The organism is Amycolatopsis sp. NPDC026612 (assembly GCF_040638285.1).
Taxonomy (GTDB): Bacteria; Actinomycetota; Actinomycetes; order Mycobacteriales; family Pseudonocardiaceae; genus Amycolatopsis.
The window spans coordinates 1-16842 of record NZ_JBEZYB010000087.1; the positions used below are offsets into that span (position 1 = coordinate 1).

14 protein-coding genes and 2 pseudogenes are annotated in these 16842 nt (G+C 63.9%); 9 read left to right on the plus strand and 7 right to left on the minus strand.

Translation table 11 applies throughout. The annotated features are described in order from the left end of the window. The first annotated feature begins 351 nt into the window (after positions 1–351). Together AB0F15_RS38810 and AB0F15_RS38815 are read left to right on the plus strand one after the other, a co-directional pair. Positions 352–579 (plus strand): helix-turn-helix domain-containing protein, encoded by a 228-nt coding sequence (locus AB0F15_RS38810; RefSeq protein WP_360281784.1) that lies wholly within the window; start codon positions 352–354, stop codon positions 577–579. A gap of 220 nt (positions 580–799) precedes the next feature. Further along, positions 800–1642 carry a hypothetical protein gene (locus tag AB0F15_RS38815; RefSeq protein ID WP_360281742.1) on the plus strand — a complete coding sequence of 281 codons (843 nt, stop codon included), beginning with the start codon at positions 800–802 and terminating at the stop codon, positions 1640–1642. A 62-nt stretch (positions 1643–1704) separates the two neighbouring features. On the opposite strand, the gene AB0F15_RS38820 is transcribed toward AB0F15_RS38815, so the two are convergent. The 5 genes and pseudogenes from AB0F15_RS38820 to AB0F15_RS38840 all read right to left on the minus strand — a co-directional run. Beyond that, the gene (locus AB0F15_RS38820; protein ID WP_360281744.1) at positions 1705–1905 is read right to left on the minus strand and encodes an alpha-L-rhamnosidase C-terminal domain-containing protein; all 201 of its coding nucleotides are present in this window, start codon (positions 1903–1905) and stop codon (positions 1705–1707) included. Positions 1906–1974: 69 nt separating this feature from the next. Beyond that, positions 1975–2373, minus strand: a complete 399-nt coding sequence (locus AB0F15_RS38825; protein ID WP_360281786.1) for a hypothetical protein — start codon at positions 2371–2373, stop codon at positions 1975–1977. Further along, a pseudogene (locus tag AB0F15_RS38830) lies at positions 2309–2503 on the minus strand (hypothetical protein); the annotation flags it as partial. The gene AB0F15_RS38825 and the pseudogene AB0F15_RS38830, both read right to left, overlap by 65 nt. Further along, complete coding sequence (locus AB0F15_RS38835) at positions 2419–2769, minus strand: hypothetical protein (RefSeq protein ID WP_360281746.1); 351 nt, start codon at positions 2767–2769, stop codon at positions 2419–2421. The pseudogene AB0F15_RS38830 and the gene AB0F15_RS38835, both read right to left, overlap by 85 nt. Beyond that, positions 2715–3287, minus strand: a pseudogene (locus AB0F15_RS38840) (family 78 glycoside hydrolase catalytic domain); the annotation flags it as partial. The pseudogene AB0F15_RS38840 and the gene AB0F15_RS38835, both read right to left, overlap by 55 nt. 396 nt (positions 3288–3683) lie before the next feature. Here AB0F15_RS38840 and AB0F15_RS38845 point away from each other — a divergent pair. The 5 genes from AB0F15_RS38845 (at position 3684) to AB0F15_RS38865 (ending at position 13778) form a co-directional block, all read left to right on the plus strand. After that, the gene (locus AB0F15_RS38845) at positions 3684–5183 is read left to right on the plus strand and encodes an ATP-binding protein (protein ID WP_360281748.1); all 1500 of its coding nucleotides are present in this window, start codon (positions 3684–3686) and stop codon (positions 5181–5183) included. Beyond that, positions 5180–6160 (plus strand): PD-(D/E)XK motif protein, encoded by a 981-nt coding sequence (locus tag AB0F15_RS38850; RefSeq protein ID WP_360281750.1) that lies wholly within the window; start codon positions 5180–5182, stop codon positions 6158–6160. The genes AB0F15_RS38845 and AB0F15_RS38850 overlap by 4 nt, the downstream gene beginning before the upstream one ends. 46 nt (positions 6161–6206) lie before the next feature. After that, positions 6207–9053, plus strand: coding sequence for a Z1 domain-containing protein (locus AB0F15_RS38855; RefSeq protein WP_360281788.1), 2847 nt, complete (start codon positions 6207–6209; stop codon positions 9051–9053). 516 nt (positions 9054–9569) lie between these two features. Continuing rightward, positions 9570–11552 (plus strand): YDG/SRA domain-containing protein, encoded by a 1983-nt coding sequence (locus tag AB0F15_RS38860; RefSeq protein ID WP_360281752.1) that lies wholly within the window; start codon positions 9570–9572, stop codon positions 11550–11552. 441 nt (positions 11553–11993) lie between these two features. After that, positions 11994–13778, plus strand: coding sequence for a hypothetical protein (locus tag AB0F15_RS38865; protein ID WP_360281754.1), 1785 nt, complete (start codon positions 11994–11996; stop codon positions 13776–13778). Positions 13779–13890: 112 nt separating this feature from the next. Here the strand turns inward: AB0F15_RS38865 and AB0F15_RS38870 are convergent, their stop codons facing one another. Next, entirely contained in the window at positions 13891–14298 is a 408-nt protein-coding gene (locus tag AB0F15_RS38870) for a hypothetical protein (RefSeq protein ID WP_360281756.1), read from the minus strand. 377 nt (positions 14299–14675) lie between these two features. On the opposite strand from AB0F15_RS38870, the gene AB0F15_RS38875 reads away from it, so the two are divergent. Both AB0F15_RS38875 and AB0F15_RS38880 read left to right on the plus strand, forming a co-directional pair. Further along, the gene (locus AB0F15_RS38875) at positions 14676–15137 is read left to right on the plus strand and encodes a hypothetical protein (RefSeq protein ID WP_360281758.1); all 462 of its coding nucleotides are present in this window, start codon (positions 14676–14678) and stop codon (positions 15135–15137) included. Further along, positions 15134–16171 carry a site-specific integrase gene (locus AB0F15_RS38880; protein WP_360281760.1) on the plus strand — a complete coding sequence of 346 codons (1038 nt, stop codon included), beginning with the start codon at positions 15134–15136 and terminating at the stop codon, positions 16169–16171. The genes AB0F15_RS38875 and AB0F15_RS38880 overlap by 4 nt, the downstream gene beginning before the upstream one ends. Positions 16172–16253: 82 nt before the next feature. On the opposite strand, the gene AB0F15_RS38885 is transcribed toward AB0F15_RS38880, so the two are convergent. Further along, on the minus strand, positions 16254–16652 hold the full coding sequence (locus AB0F15_RS38885; RefSeq protein WP_360281762.1) for a hypothetical protein: 399 nt from the start codon (positions 16650–16652) through the stop codon (positions 16254–16256). Between the last annotated feature and the right edge of the window lie 190 nt (positions 16653–16842).

A 16842-nucleotide genomic window follows, 5' to 3' on the forward strand; every position in this document is an offset into this window, starting at 1 on the left:
ACGCAAAGCCGAACACTTCCTCGCCTTCCTCATCCTCGGAGCCAGCCTTACCTGCTACAAGAAACTCCGCAAACTCACCACATGAGACATGCTCTTAAGTCCCCAGGGACTTAACCTGTGATCTTGAGACCGACCGATCGTCTGCCATGCCGAGTGGAACGTGGTCGGTCGTCACTTCCCCCGTTCAACGACGAACCGAATGAGCTCGTTGAGAGCCTCCCACCGGTGGGACGTTGTTGAGCGCAGCGTGGGCATCGCAGGCGGGCATCAAGGTATGTTCCCCGCGTCGGCGCAGGATGAGCCGCGAGTGGCGTGGCGATCGACCGGCCGCTCATTGGGACTCCCAACCACGTGATCCGGCTGTTTCGCACCAAGAGCGGACTGACTGTGGTCGGTCACGTCCGGCGTCGGCGTCTGCGGCGGGCCGGGCACTGCTCCAGGAGTTCGACGATGTCCATTCCAGCCGTCGCGGCCGCAGTGAGCATCGGCGAACTTCAAAGCTTCAACAAGGCGAGCCGACGCGAACTGGGTGCTTCACCCTGCACGTTGCGCACCCGGCGCAGGACTGCTGTCCCTTGACCTGAAGGCCGTGTACCTCCGACATCGCCGACGTGCGCGGTGGGCGGCGCCACGTCTCCGACGCCGTCACGAAGAACGCCCGCGCCCGCTGTCGGAGGCGGAGATCGCCGAACTGCTGCATCGCAGGGACTGCCACGGATGGCGGATTCCGCGCGGCTCGCGTCTGGGCTACGAATGGTAGTGAGGTAGTGACTATTTGTGTGGCCGATGAGGGGGCGCGGTGAACGACTACCTGTCCTTACTTCCGTCGACCGTGCAATGGGTCTCGACCCGTCTGGATTCCGCGTCGAGCGTGCCGTGGCCGTTCTGGATCGGCGGCCTGTTCCCGCTCTACCTCGCCGTAGTCTCGGTCGTGCTGTGGCTGCTGCGTGGGCGGGTCTGGCCGTTGCTGTGCGACTATCCCCGGACCAGCAAGGGACGGCCGTGCCGGATTGTCGTCGCAGGGGAATGGTCGAGGTGCCGCCACCACAACCGGCGCCGGACCTACAACTACGGGCACGAGGTCCGCAAGGTGCCCCGCTGGCAGACCCTCGGCCGGAAGGACGAACTGGTCGATCGGCCGGAACGGGGTGTCGGTGTGCTGCGGCTGCGCCCCGCCGGATCGACGCTGCTGTACGTGCGGGGCTACGCTCGGCCACCCGTGGCGGTCCTCAGGCTGCTGCCGGACAAGATCCGGACGGTTATCCGCCGGCTACGGCTGGCGCGGTTGGGGAAGCCGGCCGCCGCGGTGCAGGCAGCCCCTGGCGGCGTGCCGACGGAACTCGCCGAGGGGCTCGAGCGCGTCGTCCGGGCGACGAGATTCGCGACCGCGACGTTCTGCGCGGCCATTGTGCTCACCCTCGTAGCGGTGCCTCTCAGCGGCTTGGTGCAGACGATCTTCCAGTACCTGGCCACGCTGGGCTTCGTTCTCGCCTGGGCCGCGACCTATTCGGGCCTGTATGCGCGGAGTGTGACCTGGTTGCGGGGTGCGTGTCTGAAGGCCGGGAAGTGGTGGGCGATCACGTTCGTGCCGGTCGGGTTGCTCAACCTGTGGTTCACCGCGGTGAACAAGGCGCCCGCGTGACGCCAGGTCTCCGGAGGCGGGGCGCCATCACTTCCGGCGCCGGCAGCCCCCGCCTCCATCGGTCAGTTCGTCGCGAATTGGTATAAGCCGGACTCGGTCACCGCCGCTGCCGCGCTCGCCGGCTCTCGCATCTCGGCTGTTGCGCGGACCGGCACCGTGACGTCGAGCGTGAACCTGCCGTCGGCGGTGGAGCGCCAAGAGACCGCCGCGGTACCGCGGACCGTTTCGAGGCTCAAGTGCGCGCTGGTTCCGCCGGACGTCACCGCCGGGGCGACGACGTAGTGTGACCACGCCTGTCCGTCCTGCCGCAGACTGGCGACGTCCTGGTAGAACTACGTGTCGACGGTGCCGAACATGTAGTGGTCACGGGACCGGGCCGCCGCGGGATCCCACGATTCCCACCAGGTTTCCGTGCCCTGCACCAGCAGGTAGCCCCAGCCCGGTAGGTCTTCTGGCCGGGCGTTGGCGGCCGCATGCCGCACGCGCCTGTAGCGCGTCAGCACGGGGAGAAGCACCGAGGTGCCGAGGATGCCGGAGGCGAGGTGGTTGCCGTGGGCGGTGACGTCCGCGGTGATGCTGTCGGCGATCCGCTGCTCGGTACCGGCCGGTGCCAGCCTGAAGGCGAGGGGACGGCGGTGGACGCCTACAGGTACTGACCTTCGCTCCTTGGTGGTAACCGCGGTCTGGCTGGAAGAACGCCGCGTTGAAGCGCGTCTGTAGCTTGGTCGCAGTTTCGTTGTAGCAGGCGGCGTCCGTGGTCTTGCCGAGTACGCGGGTCAGCGCGGCCTGGGTGGTAACTGCCTTATAGAGGTAGGTGGTGGCGGTGGGGCGCTGGTCCGGGCTGAGGCCCGGGGCGACCAGTCACCGAAGGATGTGTGGGCCGGCCCGGCGCCGTCGAGGGCACTGATCTCGTAGTCCACAAACTTCGTCGGGCCGGGGTAGTGCCGGGCGACCGCGGCCTTGTCGCCGTAGCTGTCCCACAGCGTCCACATCGCCGTGGTATAGGCGCTGGCCCATTCCGGTGACGGGCCGCGAAGGCGACGGTCGGCGGGACGTGGCCGTCGACCGGGATAATAAGCGGGATCGACCCGTTCGGCTGCTGCGCGTCGGCGATGTCGTCCGTCCACTTCGCGAGGAACCGGGCGAGGTGAAAGTCGAGCCCGCCGAACGGCACCATCAGGGCGGTGTCGCCGGTCCAGCCGTACTTCTCGCATATCGGGGTGTCCGTGGGATACCCGTAGAGATTGTTCAGCAGGGGCCGCCGGCTCGCTTGGCCCATAGCGTTGTCCATCGGGTCGGACGAGGAGAACGTGCCAACGTCGGCTACTGAGGTGTGCGGGACTCCTCGGTGAGCGTCGCCTCGGTGGAGGCTGCGGGCAGCCCGGTCACCTGGACGTAGCGGTGGCCCTTCCAGCTGAACGACGGGTCCAGGTCTCAGTCTGTGGCCCCCCGCGCAGGGTGTGCGAGTCGGTCTGGAGGCCGGTTTGCTGGTTGGTTCTGTCCGGGAGTAGCAGCCGGAGGTGTCGACCTGGCCGTCGGCGGTGAGTTTCTCGCCGTAGGGCAGCTTGATGGCGGTGCCCGCCAGGCCCTGGATGTTCAGGCGGGCCCAGCCTGAGGTCGTGCGGCCGAAGTCGAATACGTACACGCCGGGAGCCGGCTGCGTGATCGCTTTGGCAGCAAAGGTGTCTTGGATCTTGTAGTCGACGCAGGTCAGTCAGCCCCAGCTAGGCCTGACCTGTGTCGAGGATGCGGTGTCGCATCTCTCCCGGTCGGCCGATACTGGTCGCTACGCTCGTCGGTCGAGTATGAAGGCACCTGTGATCAGATTGTGCTTTTCGGGCCGGTCGCTACATGGGGTGTGCTCTGGTGCTGGTCAGAGCAGGTAAGAAGTCGATCGTCGTCGGCGTGGCACGCGGGTGACGGGCGATGTATTGCTTGAAAGTCGTAACGTTTGCCAGCGCTGGACGACACTCGCCGTAGTCGGCGCCGGATCGCCTGAGGATGTCGGCTCGGTGGAGTTCGGGGAGCGGAGGGCTTGAGGATGTGGCACGAGCAGGTGTCGGTGAGCGGTGCCGTGACGTTGCCGCCGGATGCGCGCGCGATGGAGGGTCTCGGCCGGAACCACTCGCTCGAGACTGCGCTGGCCGACCTGGTCGACAATTCAATCGACGCGCAGGCATCCGAGGTCCTGATCCGCTTCGTCCGTCATGAAGGCCGATTGCGCACCCTATACGTGGTGGACAACGGTCACGGTATGGGCGGTCGTGAGATTGACACCGCTATGACGGTGGGTAGTAGGCGTGTCTACGGACGGGCAGATCTTGGTAGGTTCGGTATCGGCCTGAAAGCCGCATCGTTCAGCCAGGCCCGGTCGGTGACAGTCGTCTCCAAGACGGTGAGTACGCCGCCTGTGGGACGACGATGGGTGCTGGGCGACGACCGCGAGAACTTCCAGTGCGACATCGTCTCGGACGACTTCTGCTTCGACGAATATGACCGGCCATGGGGCCTGGCTGAGAGTGGCAGCGGCACGGTTGTCAGATGGGACGCCGTGAGCGGCTTCCCGACGACCGACGATCCTGCTCGCGTGGAGAAGTTCATCACCCAGACGATCGCCAGAATCCGCAACCACCTCGGGTTGGTGCTGCACCGCATCATCGCGGGTGGCCGTATCACGATCATCGTTGATGTCGAGGATGTCGGGAGCATCCACCCGGGGCCACGGTTCCCAGTGGCAGCAATCGATCCCTTCGGTTACCCGCGCTCGGGGCATGCTGACTACCCCAAGTCTTTTACTGCGACTTCAGGCGGACGCAAGGTCGAATTCGGCTGCCACATCTGGCCCGGCCGTTCGCATCTACCGGAGTTTCGACTTTTCGGAGTGCCAGCAGACCACCAGGGCATCTACTTTTATCGAAACGACAGACTCCTGCAAGCCGGTGGACAGTGGGGTGGTGTCCATGCCGTCGAGCCTGCGTTGCAGTTGGCTCGAGTGGTAGTCGACATCGACGACGACATCTTAGGTCTTTTCCAGATGAACCCGGAGAAGTCGCGTGTGATCACCGGGCCCGACTTCACCTCGCTCGCCGAAAGCGCAAGAGCTGGAGACGGATCGAGCCTGGCGGACTATCTCCAGGACGCGGAGCAAGCGTACCGGAAGTCCCGTCGACGCAGCCGGGCACGCAAACCAATGATCCCTCCGGGAAAAGGTTTCCCGCCGCGCCTTCGCGGCGTGATCGAAGACGAGATTCCGGTGATCCCCGGGCGTGATGGACTCCACGTGAAGTGGCGTCGGTTCGACAACGACTCGTTCTTCGACGTCGATCGAACTGCTGGGACTCTGTGGCTTAATCAGCAGTACCGTCCGGAACCTACCGGTCAACGACACACGGTGAACGACACGCCATTGTTGAAGGCTTTGCTCTACCTGTTGATCGAAGATGTCTTCGAAGGCGAGCACTTAGGTCCGAAGGACAAGGACAACATCGAGCTGTGGCAGGAGGTCCTTACTGCTGCAGCCAAGGACGAGAGCTCGTCATGATCGACTCCACGGACCGGCACCTCGACGCATCGACGTTCGAACGATACGTCAGCGTGGACGTTCCCTTGGAGTTCGCTGTTGAGGGGAGTCCTCGTGTCTACGTCTTCATTGATCCTGCGGTCCCAGCAGTCGGCATCCGGATCCCCGACGACGGCACCAGCCCCATCGGGAAGCTGGAACACCTCGTCGCGCGCAAGGTCTTCCATGAAGGCTCCCAGTGGATCGAAGTATTCATTACGGAACGAGAACTGTTTCTCGATGGATATCCGTTGCTCTGTGCGATCATCGACCGGCTGCAGTTGCGCCACATGCGGGCTGACGCAGCCGTTGCCGAGACCCTGCGCGTCCTGGGGCGGCTCCTGCAGAGGCTCGAAAGTCTCGGTATAGAGGAAGAAATTGGACTATTCGGCGAGCTTCTCGTCCTTCGAGCCCTAATCGGGCCGCTGGGCGCCGCAGCTGCGGTCGATGCATGGTGTGGACCGGACGCCGAAGAGCACGACTTTGCCCTGGATGACTTCGATCTCGAGGTCAAGACTACTCACAGCGAACGCCGTGCGCACTGGATCTCGTCGTGGACTCAGCTCACTGAACGTCCGGAGCGTCCTTTGTGGCTGGCCTCGTTGCAGCTGACACGGTCGGGTCCGACGGCAGGAAGAACCCTCTCGGAAAGTATCGAGGACGCACGAACTGCAGTCGGCCCGGGCGCCCCGCTGGATACGCTCGAGCAGAAACTTGGCTGCGCAGGATGGCGGAGTGCCATGGCGCCCGTCATGCGCACCCGCTGGTTGCTTCGAACCAGACCGACGATCTATCGCATAGATACTGGATTCCCGCGTCTCACTCGGTCCGCGGTCGACCCCGGAGTCGCCGACGTGAGGCTCATAACTGACCTGCGCTACCGGATCGACCTGACCGACTTGCCGCCTGCGATCGACGTGCCTGCACGCCTCGAACCAGCGCTCGAACTGGAGATTTGACATGGATAGCACCGGGTCGGGAGCTTACATTGCCGCCTTGGCGGCGATGGCGACGATGGGACGGCCGAGGGACCTCAACGGTATGGCGTCCGGCCTCGAACCCGACGCGGCTGTCGACGACGAACTTCTTCGCAGACACCTGGAGGACGCCGGGCTCAACGATCCACTGCGATCCGCCTTGCGCGAAGCGACTGCGCGATGGGACGCCGCAGTCGAACAGGCATGGGCGGAGGGGACAGCACCGAACACGTCCGAACGTCGAAGTGTCATCACCCGTCAGCTGAAGCTCAGTGATGCAGCCGCAGTCGTTCTCAACGACAAGTGCTCGGTTGCCGGCATCCGCATACCGACTGTGATCGCCCCGGAGTGGACTCAGTGGTACACGGACGAGATCAAGACTCGACGGTCGTACTACTGGAAGAACTACGACGACTACCTGAAGAACAAGCGTGGCTGGGACGCGGATGCCAGGGCCTCGCTGGACATCGCCACTGACAGGGTAGTCGAACGGCTGACCGACCCTACGCAGATCGAGGCATACAAGGCGAAGGGGCTCGTGGTCGGTTACGTCCAGAGCGGGAAGACCGCCAACTTCACCGGAGTCCTAGCCAAGGCCATCGACGTCGGGTATCGGCTGGTTATCGTCCTCACCGGCACCACTGACCTGCTCCGCGCACAGACCCAGCGACGCCTCGATATGGAACTGGTCGGTCGCGAGAACATCCTGGGCGGGGTGGACGAAGACGACCCCCTGGCGCTGGATGGACTCGACTATCAGGACGACCCAGACTGGGTAGCGGACAGTTTCCTGCGCCACGGGTCATTGCCGCGGCTGGCAGGCAGGCCGAACATCCACCGGTTGACCACCCAGCGCGGCGACTACAAGAGCCTTCGACAGGGCATCATCGCGCTGGACTTCCCGAAGCGCGATGAGGGAAAGCCGATCTACGCCCCGGAGAACCTCTTCGACACCGGGGCCCGCCTTGCGGTTGTGAAGAAGAACGCCGCCGTACTCGGCAAACTGGTTGGCGACCTTCGTCGCAGCGCCGCACGTATCGAGGACCTGCCCGTACTGATAGTCGACGACGAGTCCGACCAAGCGTCAGTGAACACCAGCAACCCCAAGAAGTGGAAAGAGGACCAGAGGACCCGTACGGCCATCAACAAGCTCATCTCGCAGTTGCTGGGGATGCTTCCACGTGCGCAGTACATCGGTTACACCGCAACTCCGTTCGCGAACGTCTTCATCGACCCAAGTGATGCAGAAGACCTCTTCCCAACCGACTTTCTGATCTCGTTGCCGCCTGCGCCCGGCTACATGGGGCCGAGCGACTTCCACGACATCGACTCGATCATCCCCGACGAAGACCGGACCACGGCCAACTCCAACCAAAAAGCCCACGTGCGGCTGCTGCCAACGGAACCGCCGGAAGACCACCGCGACCTTCGCGACGCGATGGACGCGTTCGTGCTCGCCGGTGCGGTCAAGCTGTACCGGCAGGCCAACGGGGGAGAGAGCTTCAAGCACCACACGATGCTCGTGCACGAGGACATGAAAACGGCGGCACATCGAGAGCAGGCCGAACGGATCAGAAAGCTGTGGAACGAATCCGGATATTCGTCGCCGTCGGCCCAGCAGCGTCTGCGCGAGATTTTTGAGCAGGACACCCTCCCTGTAATGCAGGCCAGGTCGAACGGCCAACCGGTCCCGCCCGACTACGACGCTCTGGCGCCTTATGTTGGTGAGGCGATCGCGAAAGTGGGCAGCACCGGCAACCCGGTTCTCGTGGTCAACTCGGACAAGATCGAAGGTGAGGCACTCGACTTCGACCGCCAACCGGTCTGGCGTGTGCTGGTCGGCGGGAACAAACTGGCTCGGGGATTCACAGTCGAAGGACTTACGATCTCCTACTACCGAAGGCTGACCAAGCAGGCCGACACCCTCATGCAGATGGGCCGTTGGTTCGGCTACCGCAAGGGCTATCGCGACCTCGTCCGGCTGTTCGTGACCGACGAGCTGAACGAGGCATTCCAGGCGATCTGCCTCGACGAACAGTACTTTCGTGACCAGCTTGACCGCTATGCCAGGCTCGTCGACGGCAAGCCGCAGATCACCCCGGCTCAGGTCCCGCCCCTTGTGGCTCAACACCTTCCATGGTTGAAGCCGTCCGCTATCAACAAGATGTACAACGCCCAGCTCACGGAACGTCGTTCACCAGGCATCGGCGTCGAGCCCATCGACTACCCCGATCGACGCGATCGGCTTGCTAGGAATACAGAGCTGTTCCAGCCCCTCTTGGCGACGGTCAGTGGCCACACGGCGACGTTCCGGTCTTCTGAGACTAGGACCTACCAAGCACAAGTTGGCATCGTCTCCCACGCGGCTCTACTGGACGTTCTGGGCGGCCTGGCATGGATCGGAGACGGCCAGTTCGGTCCCGACCTCGCATGGCTTCGACGCCTCGACAATGAGGACGTCACCGACTGGGTCGTGTCCCTGCCCCAACTCGGACCGTCGTTCCCCTCTCGAACGATCCTGGGGTATGGCCCGTTCAGCCTTCACTACCGAGTCCGTCGCCGGCCACCGTACTTCGGGGCGATGAGCGATCCCAAACACCGACCCGCCGTCGATCGAATCGCAGGCATGTCCTGGTCGTTCGAGGATCCGGAAGCCGAGACATTGCGTCAACCTCGTCGTGGTGCACTGCTCGTCTACCCGTTGATCGAGCAACGTGAAGTCCCCGGGGCCGACGGCGACGCGATCGATCCCGGACTCGTCGTCATGGCTTTCAGAGTGGTGGCGCCCGCAGCTGCCCAACCCGGTGATCAGCGACTGCTGACTTTCGTCACCAAGAACTGCGGCCGACCTAGCGCCCCGATCGTCGACAGGTAGCGGGAGCCTCCGCGTTTCGAGAGTTGCAGCAGTCTCGTGTGAGGCCGTCAGCACCCGCGTGTGTAACGCACTTCTCGAAGCGGTTCGGTGTCGCAGAGGCTGTTCATGTACGTGGCCAGCCTCGGGGTCGATATGGTGACGGGCTTCTTGCGTCGCCTTGTATGTCTGGCCGCGGGCCTGCTCGGTTCGGTCACTTACACGCATCGAGCGTCGTGTCGCCGATTCGCCTGCCGCGATGGTCAGAAGGCTGGCTGCGACAAGAGCGCGGCCGGGACGTCCGCCAACGGGATCCGGCGCCAGCGTCGAGTTCATCGGCTGCCGCCGCGGTGAGCGCGTCACGCAAGGGGCGGAGAGGACGGCCCTGGCGGCGTCCGCCTTCTGCACCGCGTTGGGCTCGGGGCCGTTCCGGGGAAACAACACGTTCGTCCAAGCCGGAAAGGCTGACGCGCGAGTCACCTACGTCCACACGTCCTGAATCCCGATACACCCCACCAGCCCTTCCCCTAGGCTGGGCTTGTGGCAAGCGAACAGGTCTTCGGTGAGGTATCTGGGTATCCCGAAGGAACGACCTTTCCCGACCGGAGGGCGCTGGCCGCTGCCGGAGTTCACCGGGCACTTCAAGGAGCCATCACGGGCGGGGTCAAGGGCGCTGAATCAATCGTCATCGCAGGCCACTATGACGACGCGGACTTCGGGGACCAGATCGTCTTCACCGGTCAGGGCGGACGTGACGCCCTAGGAAAGCAAATCGCCGATCAGCGGCTCACTACCGGTAATCTCGCTCTTGCCCGCAGTCACGATGCCGAGCTGCCCGTCCGCGTGATCCGTGGTGCGAAGGCGGACTCGGCATTCGCGCCTGCGTCCGGGTACCGGTATGACGGGCTCTGCCGCGTAGTCGACTACCAGCAGGCGACGTCTACCGGCGGGTTCGGCATCTGGCAGTTCAGGCTGGTGAAGGAATCCGAAATCCACACAATGAGCGCACCCCCCAAAGCCATGCACGAAGAACACGCACAGTGGGCCAGCGACGCACCCACGCTCAGAGACACGCTTAGACGCGATGCGCTCGCCTCGATACTCGCCGCCAGGCTCCGGCGCTTCACTGAGACCGAGCCCGACGATTCGTTCCTGCTCCACGTCGATGGGCCTTGGGGTTCCGGAAAGAGCACCTTACTGAAGCTGCTGGCCACTCGACTCGAGCGGCACTACCTCGTCGTCCCGTTCGATTCGTGGCGTAACGCCAAGGTGGATCCGCCGTGGTGGTCCCTGCTGGTCACCCTGCGTGGTTCAGTTTCCCGGTCTCTCCCGTGGTGGCGCCGGCCGGTCTTCCGGATCGCGGACGCCTGGACGCGAGCCCGCCACGGCAGCACTCCGTACCTGTCGGCGGGCCTGGTCCTGCTCGCCCTCGTTGCCGGTTTCCTCCTGCTGAACCCGGTAATCGCCCCGGGAGGGATCACCCAAGCCGTCAAGAACATCGGCGCCCTTGCCAGCACAGCGGGTTCCGTCGTCCTCGGCGTTCTTGTGCTGAGCCGCTTCGTGTGGTGGGACTCCGCCCGGGGAGCCCGCCGCCTCGAGCAGGTCCACACCAACCCCATGGAGGAAGTGACCTGCCACTTCAGCTGGCTGTTGACGCGGGCGCCGCGGCGGGTGGTCTTTCTCATCGACGACCTGGACCGTTGCCAGGAAAAGTACGTCGTGGAACTCCTCGACGCGATCCAGACTCTCGTTCGCGACGCGCCACGCCGAACGGAGTCGGCGGGTGCCGCGCACTTCGTGGTCGCGGCGCATGGTAACTGGTTGAGGCAGTCTTACGAGATCATCCACAAGGGCTTCACCACCTCGATCGAAGAGCCTGGCCGTGGACTCGGGCACATGTTCCTCGACAAACTTTTCCAGCTGAGCGCTCCCATGCCGGCCTTGAGCGCGGAAGCCAAGCAGCGTTTCCTCGACCGCATCTTGGGTATACCCGACTCAGCTCAGAGCTTGACGCAGGAGGATCACGAGATCCTCATGGAGATCGAGCAGAGTGCTAGCGAGCAGGACCTGATGAAGATCCTCAGGACAGCGACAGCCCGGCAGCGGGAGATCTCCGCTTCACGAGTCGTCGAGAGGATGAGCGAGCCCGAGCTGTTCGAAATCAGCGAGCACGCGCTCCAGAAGTTCGCGCCCCTCCTCGATGGAAATCCTCGAAGCATGAAGCGGTTCATCAACACCTACAGCGTCCTGCGCGCCACGAGAATCCTCGAAGGAATAGACATCGATAGTGACGTCCTGGCATTCTGGATCGTCCTGTCCCTTCGGTGGCCCAAGCTCACCGATCATCTGGAAAAGCAGGTCGTCTCGACGGGCACTGAAGCCACTGGGCAAATCACCGTGCGCGACCTGCCACCGGAGTGCGAGGCGCTGCGTGACGACCCCGAACTCCGCCGCGTGCTCGCCAGTGCCCCGGTTCAGCTCACGTCCGAGCGCATTCGTGCTTGCTGCGGCGCCGGATCGTAGTCGACGGGGCCAGCCCTTCGGTCAGATCGTCGAGCCGCGGTTGCGTTCGTCCCGGACGGACGCATCTTCGCAGGTCAGCCTAAGGATATCCGTGTAGATAGTGAGCAAGATCGTCTCGGACACTCAATTACCCCATGAGGCGGGGTGGCTTCGGGTCCAACTCGTGGGAACCTGCAGGTCAAGCTGGGAGCTGCAGGCGTGTCGATAGTGAGCAAGATCGTCCTCGGTCTCGGCCATGCCACGGCCTAGCAAGTAAAGAGGGTGAAGCCTTCGGGGGATCGAGCTGGTGCGGCGCGGGGCGTCGTCCGTGACCTTGGCTCGGTTGGGCGGCCTCGGTCCATGGCCGACTGCATACGATGTCGCAATGGCGTGCCCTCGACACGCTGACGGGTCGAGCTGGTCTACTAGTCATCGATCCTGACTGCCTCTCAATCTGTGTGGGTGATCATGACTGACGATGCGGCCGCAGGGGGTCCCGTCCCCCTGATCAAGCCACGCGACGGTATCGACGACGACTTGGTGGAGATCGGGCAGCGGTACTGGCACCTCGACGGCTTCGACAGCGAGACTGGGCGCCCCATCTGGTCAGAAACCGCCAGTAAGATCGACTGCAGCCGTTGGGGACAGGGCTCGGGACGGGCTTATATTGTTGCTGCCGCGGCAGTGCGAGCGGTTCTTCCTGGCCATGCCTGCCCACAGTGCGGAGAAGAACTCGTGCTGGCATCGCGCAGCGCACTAGGCAAGATCATACAAGGCGAACAGCCGGACAACTGCGCGGATTGCGATGCGTCCTTGCAGGAGAAGATTGCACGTGCGCTTGACCCGACCCGACTACGCAGAGCTCGCGAGAATCATGATCGGCAGGCTGGCAGGCAGCGCGAACGGTGGCGCCGTCAGGACTGGGATGCGCAGCGGGCCGGTATCGTGGCTGAGGCCTACGCGGTATCCTGGCTGGTCAATCAGCCAATTCCGGCAGCGTCGGTCCGTGTCGAGTTGATCGCGCTGGCCTTGCTGAGTTATGCCCCGTCGCCGGCTCCGCTGGGGCCGATACGAGAGTGGGTCGACCCCCTGCACCCAGACGCGAGCTCGCAGCATAACTGCGTAGCCGAGGTGCTGAACGCGGATCTGATCCGGTTTCATCCGTCTAGCCAAGTAGACAGCTTTGTTTGGGAGCCCGCCACCTTCGACGATGCCCTCGCTGTCGCCGGTGAAGGCGGTGAGATGCCAGTCCCGACGCTAACTGGCAGTTACTTTCCTTTGAAAGCGACTTACTTTACGCAATTTGGTCACAGTTTGGAGACGGCAGCTGCTGCCGTCCGAGGTCACCTGGCTGCCCGGCTGGACCCGGCGACGATGTCCCTATCTCGCCAGCAGGCGCTCGTCGAGATGGCGGTGGAGTTGCTAGCTGAGGAGGCCATCCGTTACTTCGAATATCTGCTGGACCAGCACAAACTCCCAGGCGTGCAGGAAGACCACCGGGACAAGCTTGTCGAGGCCGCCTACGCCGCCGCACGGGTAAGGCCGCTATCCGAGCTGTACAACCTAGCGTGGCGAGCGGCGCGGGACGCTGCTGCCGCTGCGCAACGTCATCCGGAGGCAGCGAGGGCCAACATGACAGCCCATGGGGTCAATCGGTTTGAGTCCAATGCTCAGCGAGCCTTGGATCCCGCGTTCGACATCAAGCCGTACAGCTCAGTCGCAGGGCTGGAACTCGCCGCGATGACGCGGACGCTGTTTCTGCGGATCCTCCACCTAGATGTATTTGCGACCGGCGTTCCAGACATTGAGGCGAACTTGCCCAACCCCATCGCGGGTGCCCCTCAACGCGAGGGTCCTATGGGTGCCAGCCCTGAGTCCGAATTTGGGCAGTTGTCTTGCACCGAGTGTGGTTTTCCTGTTCAGCAGCAGGATGCGTGGCTATGGGTTGAAGTGCGAGAGGCGCTGGATTACGTCGAAGCCATGCGCGCCGCGTCTGAGTCTGGTGACCTCATCCAAGCGCTGATAGACCTGTCTCCTGCCCGTTGGAGAGTTAGTCATACTGAATGTAGCTCCGATAGTGGTGCTGTGTGCGAAGCACGAATGCCAGCAACGTATCGTGAGTTTCTGAGCTGGACGGCTATCATCCTCGATGAACGTGAGAAATGGATTCACGGCAGCGACTTCGCAGATTTGCTGGCTGAAGTTGCCGGTGCGACAGGTCGATTCGGGGTCGCGGGGCAGTCCTAATTACGAATTATCTCCGGCGTGTGGGTGGCGGTGTCATCTAATGTTGATCACTCTGTCATTTGTGTAGGCTGTCATGTTGGCGTTCGCAGGCATTCATATCCAGTGCAATGCGCTACTGTGAAGCACTCGCGCTAACGCTGGGAAGAATCAACGATAACGTTATTGGTCGCGCAGCGGAGATGAACCCGGTAATGAGCATTGCGAGCACATCCCAATGACCCATCCGCAGCGGCATGACGAGGGCTCCCAGGGTGAATGGAATGGCGGCCGCCACGACTGCTGCACGCTGTCCTCGGGGCTGCGCCGTTGCCCGCTCGGAGCGAGTCTGCTCCCATGTCCCTGCGATCGATAGCAGGTAAAACAAGATTGGCAGTGCGTATGCAGCAACAGCAATGGCGTACGGCAGGTGCATCAAGCCGTCGCCGATGACAGATACGCCGACGACTGCTGAGCCGAGGAACACCAGGCCGCTCAGGAGAAGCAGGTACCAGGGGACGGCGAACCGGGATGAGGCAGCCATCAGCCCACGGTAGCGATCTGATCAAACAGGGCGTCAGGGCCAGCCGAGTGTTCAACACTGAGCGTTCGGGTGTCCCTCGCTCATACTGATCGATGCACGCCGACAGGTCGGCACGTACCCGCTTCGTCTCGGCCGCGCCGCTCAGTAAGGTTGCTGAGCTCCGATCCCCTTTGCTTGACCCGTGCAGCATCTTAGATGCTAAGGGTTGTTTCTATCGAGCAAGATCGTCCTCGGACACAAAATTACGGGATATCTCCCGCACCGCAGAGTAACAGGCCCGCCACGGCGGGTCTTTCTGGCGTTCAGCCCAGATCAGACACGGCTACGCTGATCTTGACCGCGCCCTCCCCGTGCGACCGCTGTCGGGGAGGTGAGTCATGACCGGCATCGCGCCGCTCACGCCCCGCACCGGCAGGCCTGAACCTGCTCCTGTCCGGGCCGGAACCCTCGTCCCGCTGCCTATACCGGCGCTGCCGGACCTGGCCGCGGATGGGCAGCGGCGATTCTCCACCGCGCTGCTGGACGCGTCTGGCCGGATCCAGGACCGCGGCATCGTCAACGCCCTGGACTGGAAACCTGGTGACCGTCTGCTGATGACGCAGATTCGCTCGTCCGCGGTGATCTGCCGTCGCAGTGACGGTGTCTTCCGGATGTCCACCAAACCGTATGTCGTGCTGCCCGCCCCGGTCCGGCGTGGGTGCCGCGTGCTGGCCGGCAGCCGCGTCCTGCTCGTGGCCGACCTCGCTCAGGACGTCCTGGTCGTGCACCCCGAACACGTGGTGCACGTGATGTTGCGCGACTTTCACACCACCCTTGCCGCTGGGGAGGCGGACCAATGACCGAAACCACCACCACGAACTCCGCCGACCTCGAAGCCGCCCGGCTGCTGCTCTCGCGCCTGGGCGTCAACCCCGCCGATCTCCTCAACGAACCGGCCGAGAACGGCGACCGCAAGCCCGCCCCGACGATCAACGAATGGATCCCGGTCGTCGCAGGGCTCGTTTCGCCCAGCACCGCCGCCTCCTACGGCTCCTACTGGAAAAAAGCCGAAGCCGCCTGGAACGGCCGCCGGATGGACACGATCACCGCCAGCGAGATCAAGACGCAGGCCGAGATCGTCCGCCGCACCGCCCGGGTCCGGCGCAACTCCCGTGGCGGACGCAACGCGGCCGAGAACTTCATCGCCGCTGTCCGCTGCCTCTACAAGCACCTGGTCAACGACCAGCGCATCGATGACCGCAACAACCCGGCCATCCGCGTTACCAAACCGCGCCGCAACCCCTCCACCCGGCGCGGTCTGGCCAACGACCGGCTCATCGAGCTCTCCGACGTCGTGGCCGGCACCGGCAACGACCCGGAACTCGACGCGCTGATCTGCCGCCTGCACGTCGAGACCGCTTGCCGCCGCGGCGGCGCGTTAGCCTTGCGGCCTCGCGACCTCGACGAAAAGCAGTGCCTGGTCCTGCTGCGGGAGAAGGGCGAGACCGAGCGCTGGCAGCCGGTCTCGCCGACACTGATACGCCACCTCCTGGCGCACGCCGAGGAGCGGGGTGACGGCGACCGCGATGGACAGTTGCTGCGCTATGCCGACGGCAAGCCGATCACCGAACGCCGCTACGACTACATCTTCAACCGAGTCCAGGACGAACTCGACTGGGCCAAGGCTATGGGCGTCACCGCCCACTGGCTCCGCCACACCACTCTGACCTGGGTCGAACGTCGCTTCGGCATCGGTATCGCGCGCGCCTACGCCGGACACGCCGACAGCGGCAGCGACCTGACCACCACGACCTACGTCAAGGCCGACATCACTGAAGTGGCCAGCGCCCTGTCCGCCCTGACCGGGGAGCCACATCCGCTCGCACCCGCCTGACCAGCCTGACCAGCCTGCGGGATGTTCGCGCCGCTGCCGTGTCACGAACATCCCGCAGGAGCGGCCATATGGCTTCCGTTGATCAGGAAATTGAACTGAGCTCGGTCCGAAGGGTGGCGTGGTAGGCGAGGACCATGTCGTAGAGACGGCGCTGCGGGTAGATGACCAGCAACTTGTGCTCGAGTAGTGCGGCGAGGAAGACCTGGTCGCCGGCGCGGACACGGCAGCGGGAACGGATCTTCGTGGGCAATACGAGATTCAGCTTTGCCGGCATCCGCCGTCCAGCGGTCGGGTCCGCGGTGACAACGATCAGTCCCGAACGTACGTCGTAGCGAATCGGGGTGCCCGCAGACCAGCCGAGCAGCGTAATGGCTGCCTTCGACGCAACGGCGCCTGAGCCGTCCACCCGCACGAGGGCAAAACCCGCCGTCGAGTTATCAACCAGCGGCTCTAGCAGCGGGACGGGAAGCGCCGTAACCATGGAGCCCGCCCTGGATATCGGTGGGATCGCGAGCGTCTCGGCGATTCGGTCGGCAGGCTGTACGACACGAGGGACGGACGTGAGATCGACCGGAGTCCTGACACTGCGAGTGCTGCTTGTTGCCGCTTCTTCGCGGGCGCTCGATGGTGTTGACACGTAGCCTCCACGTGCGTTGACGTGGGAGGGCGTC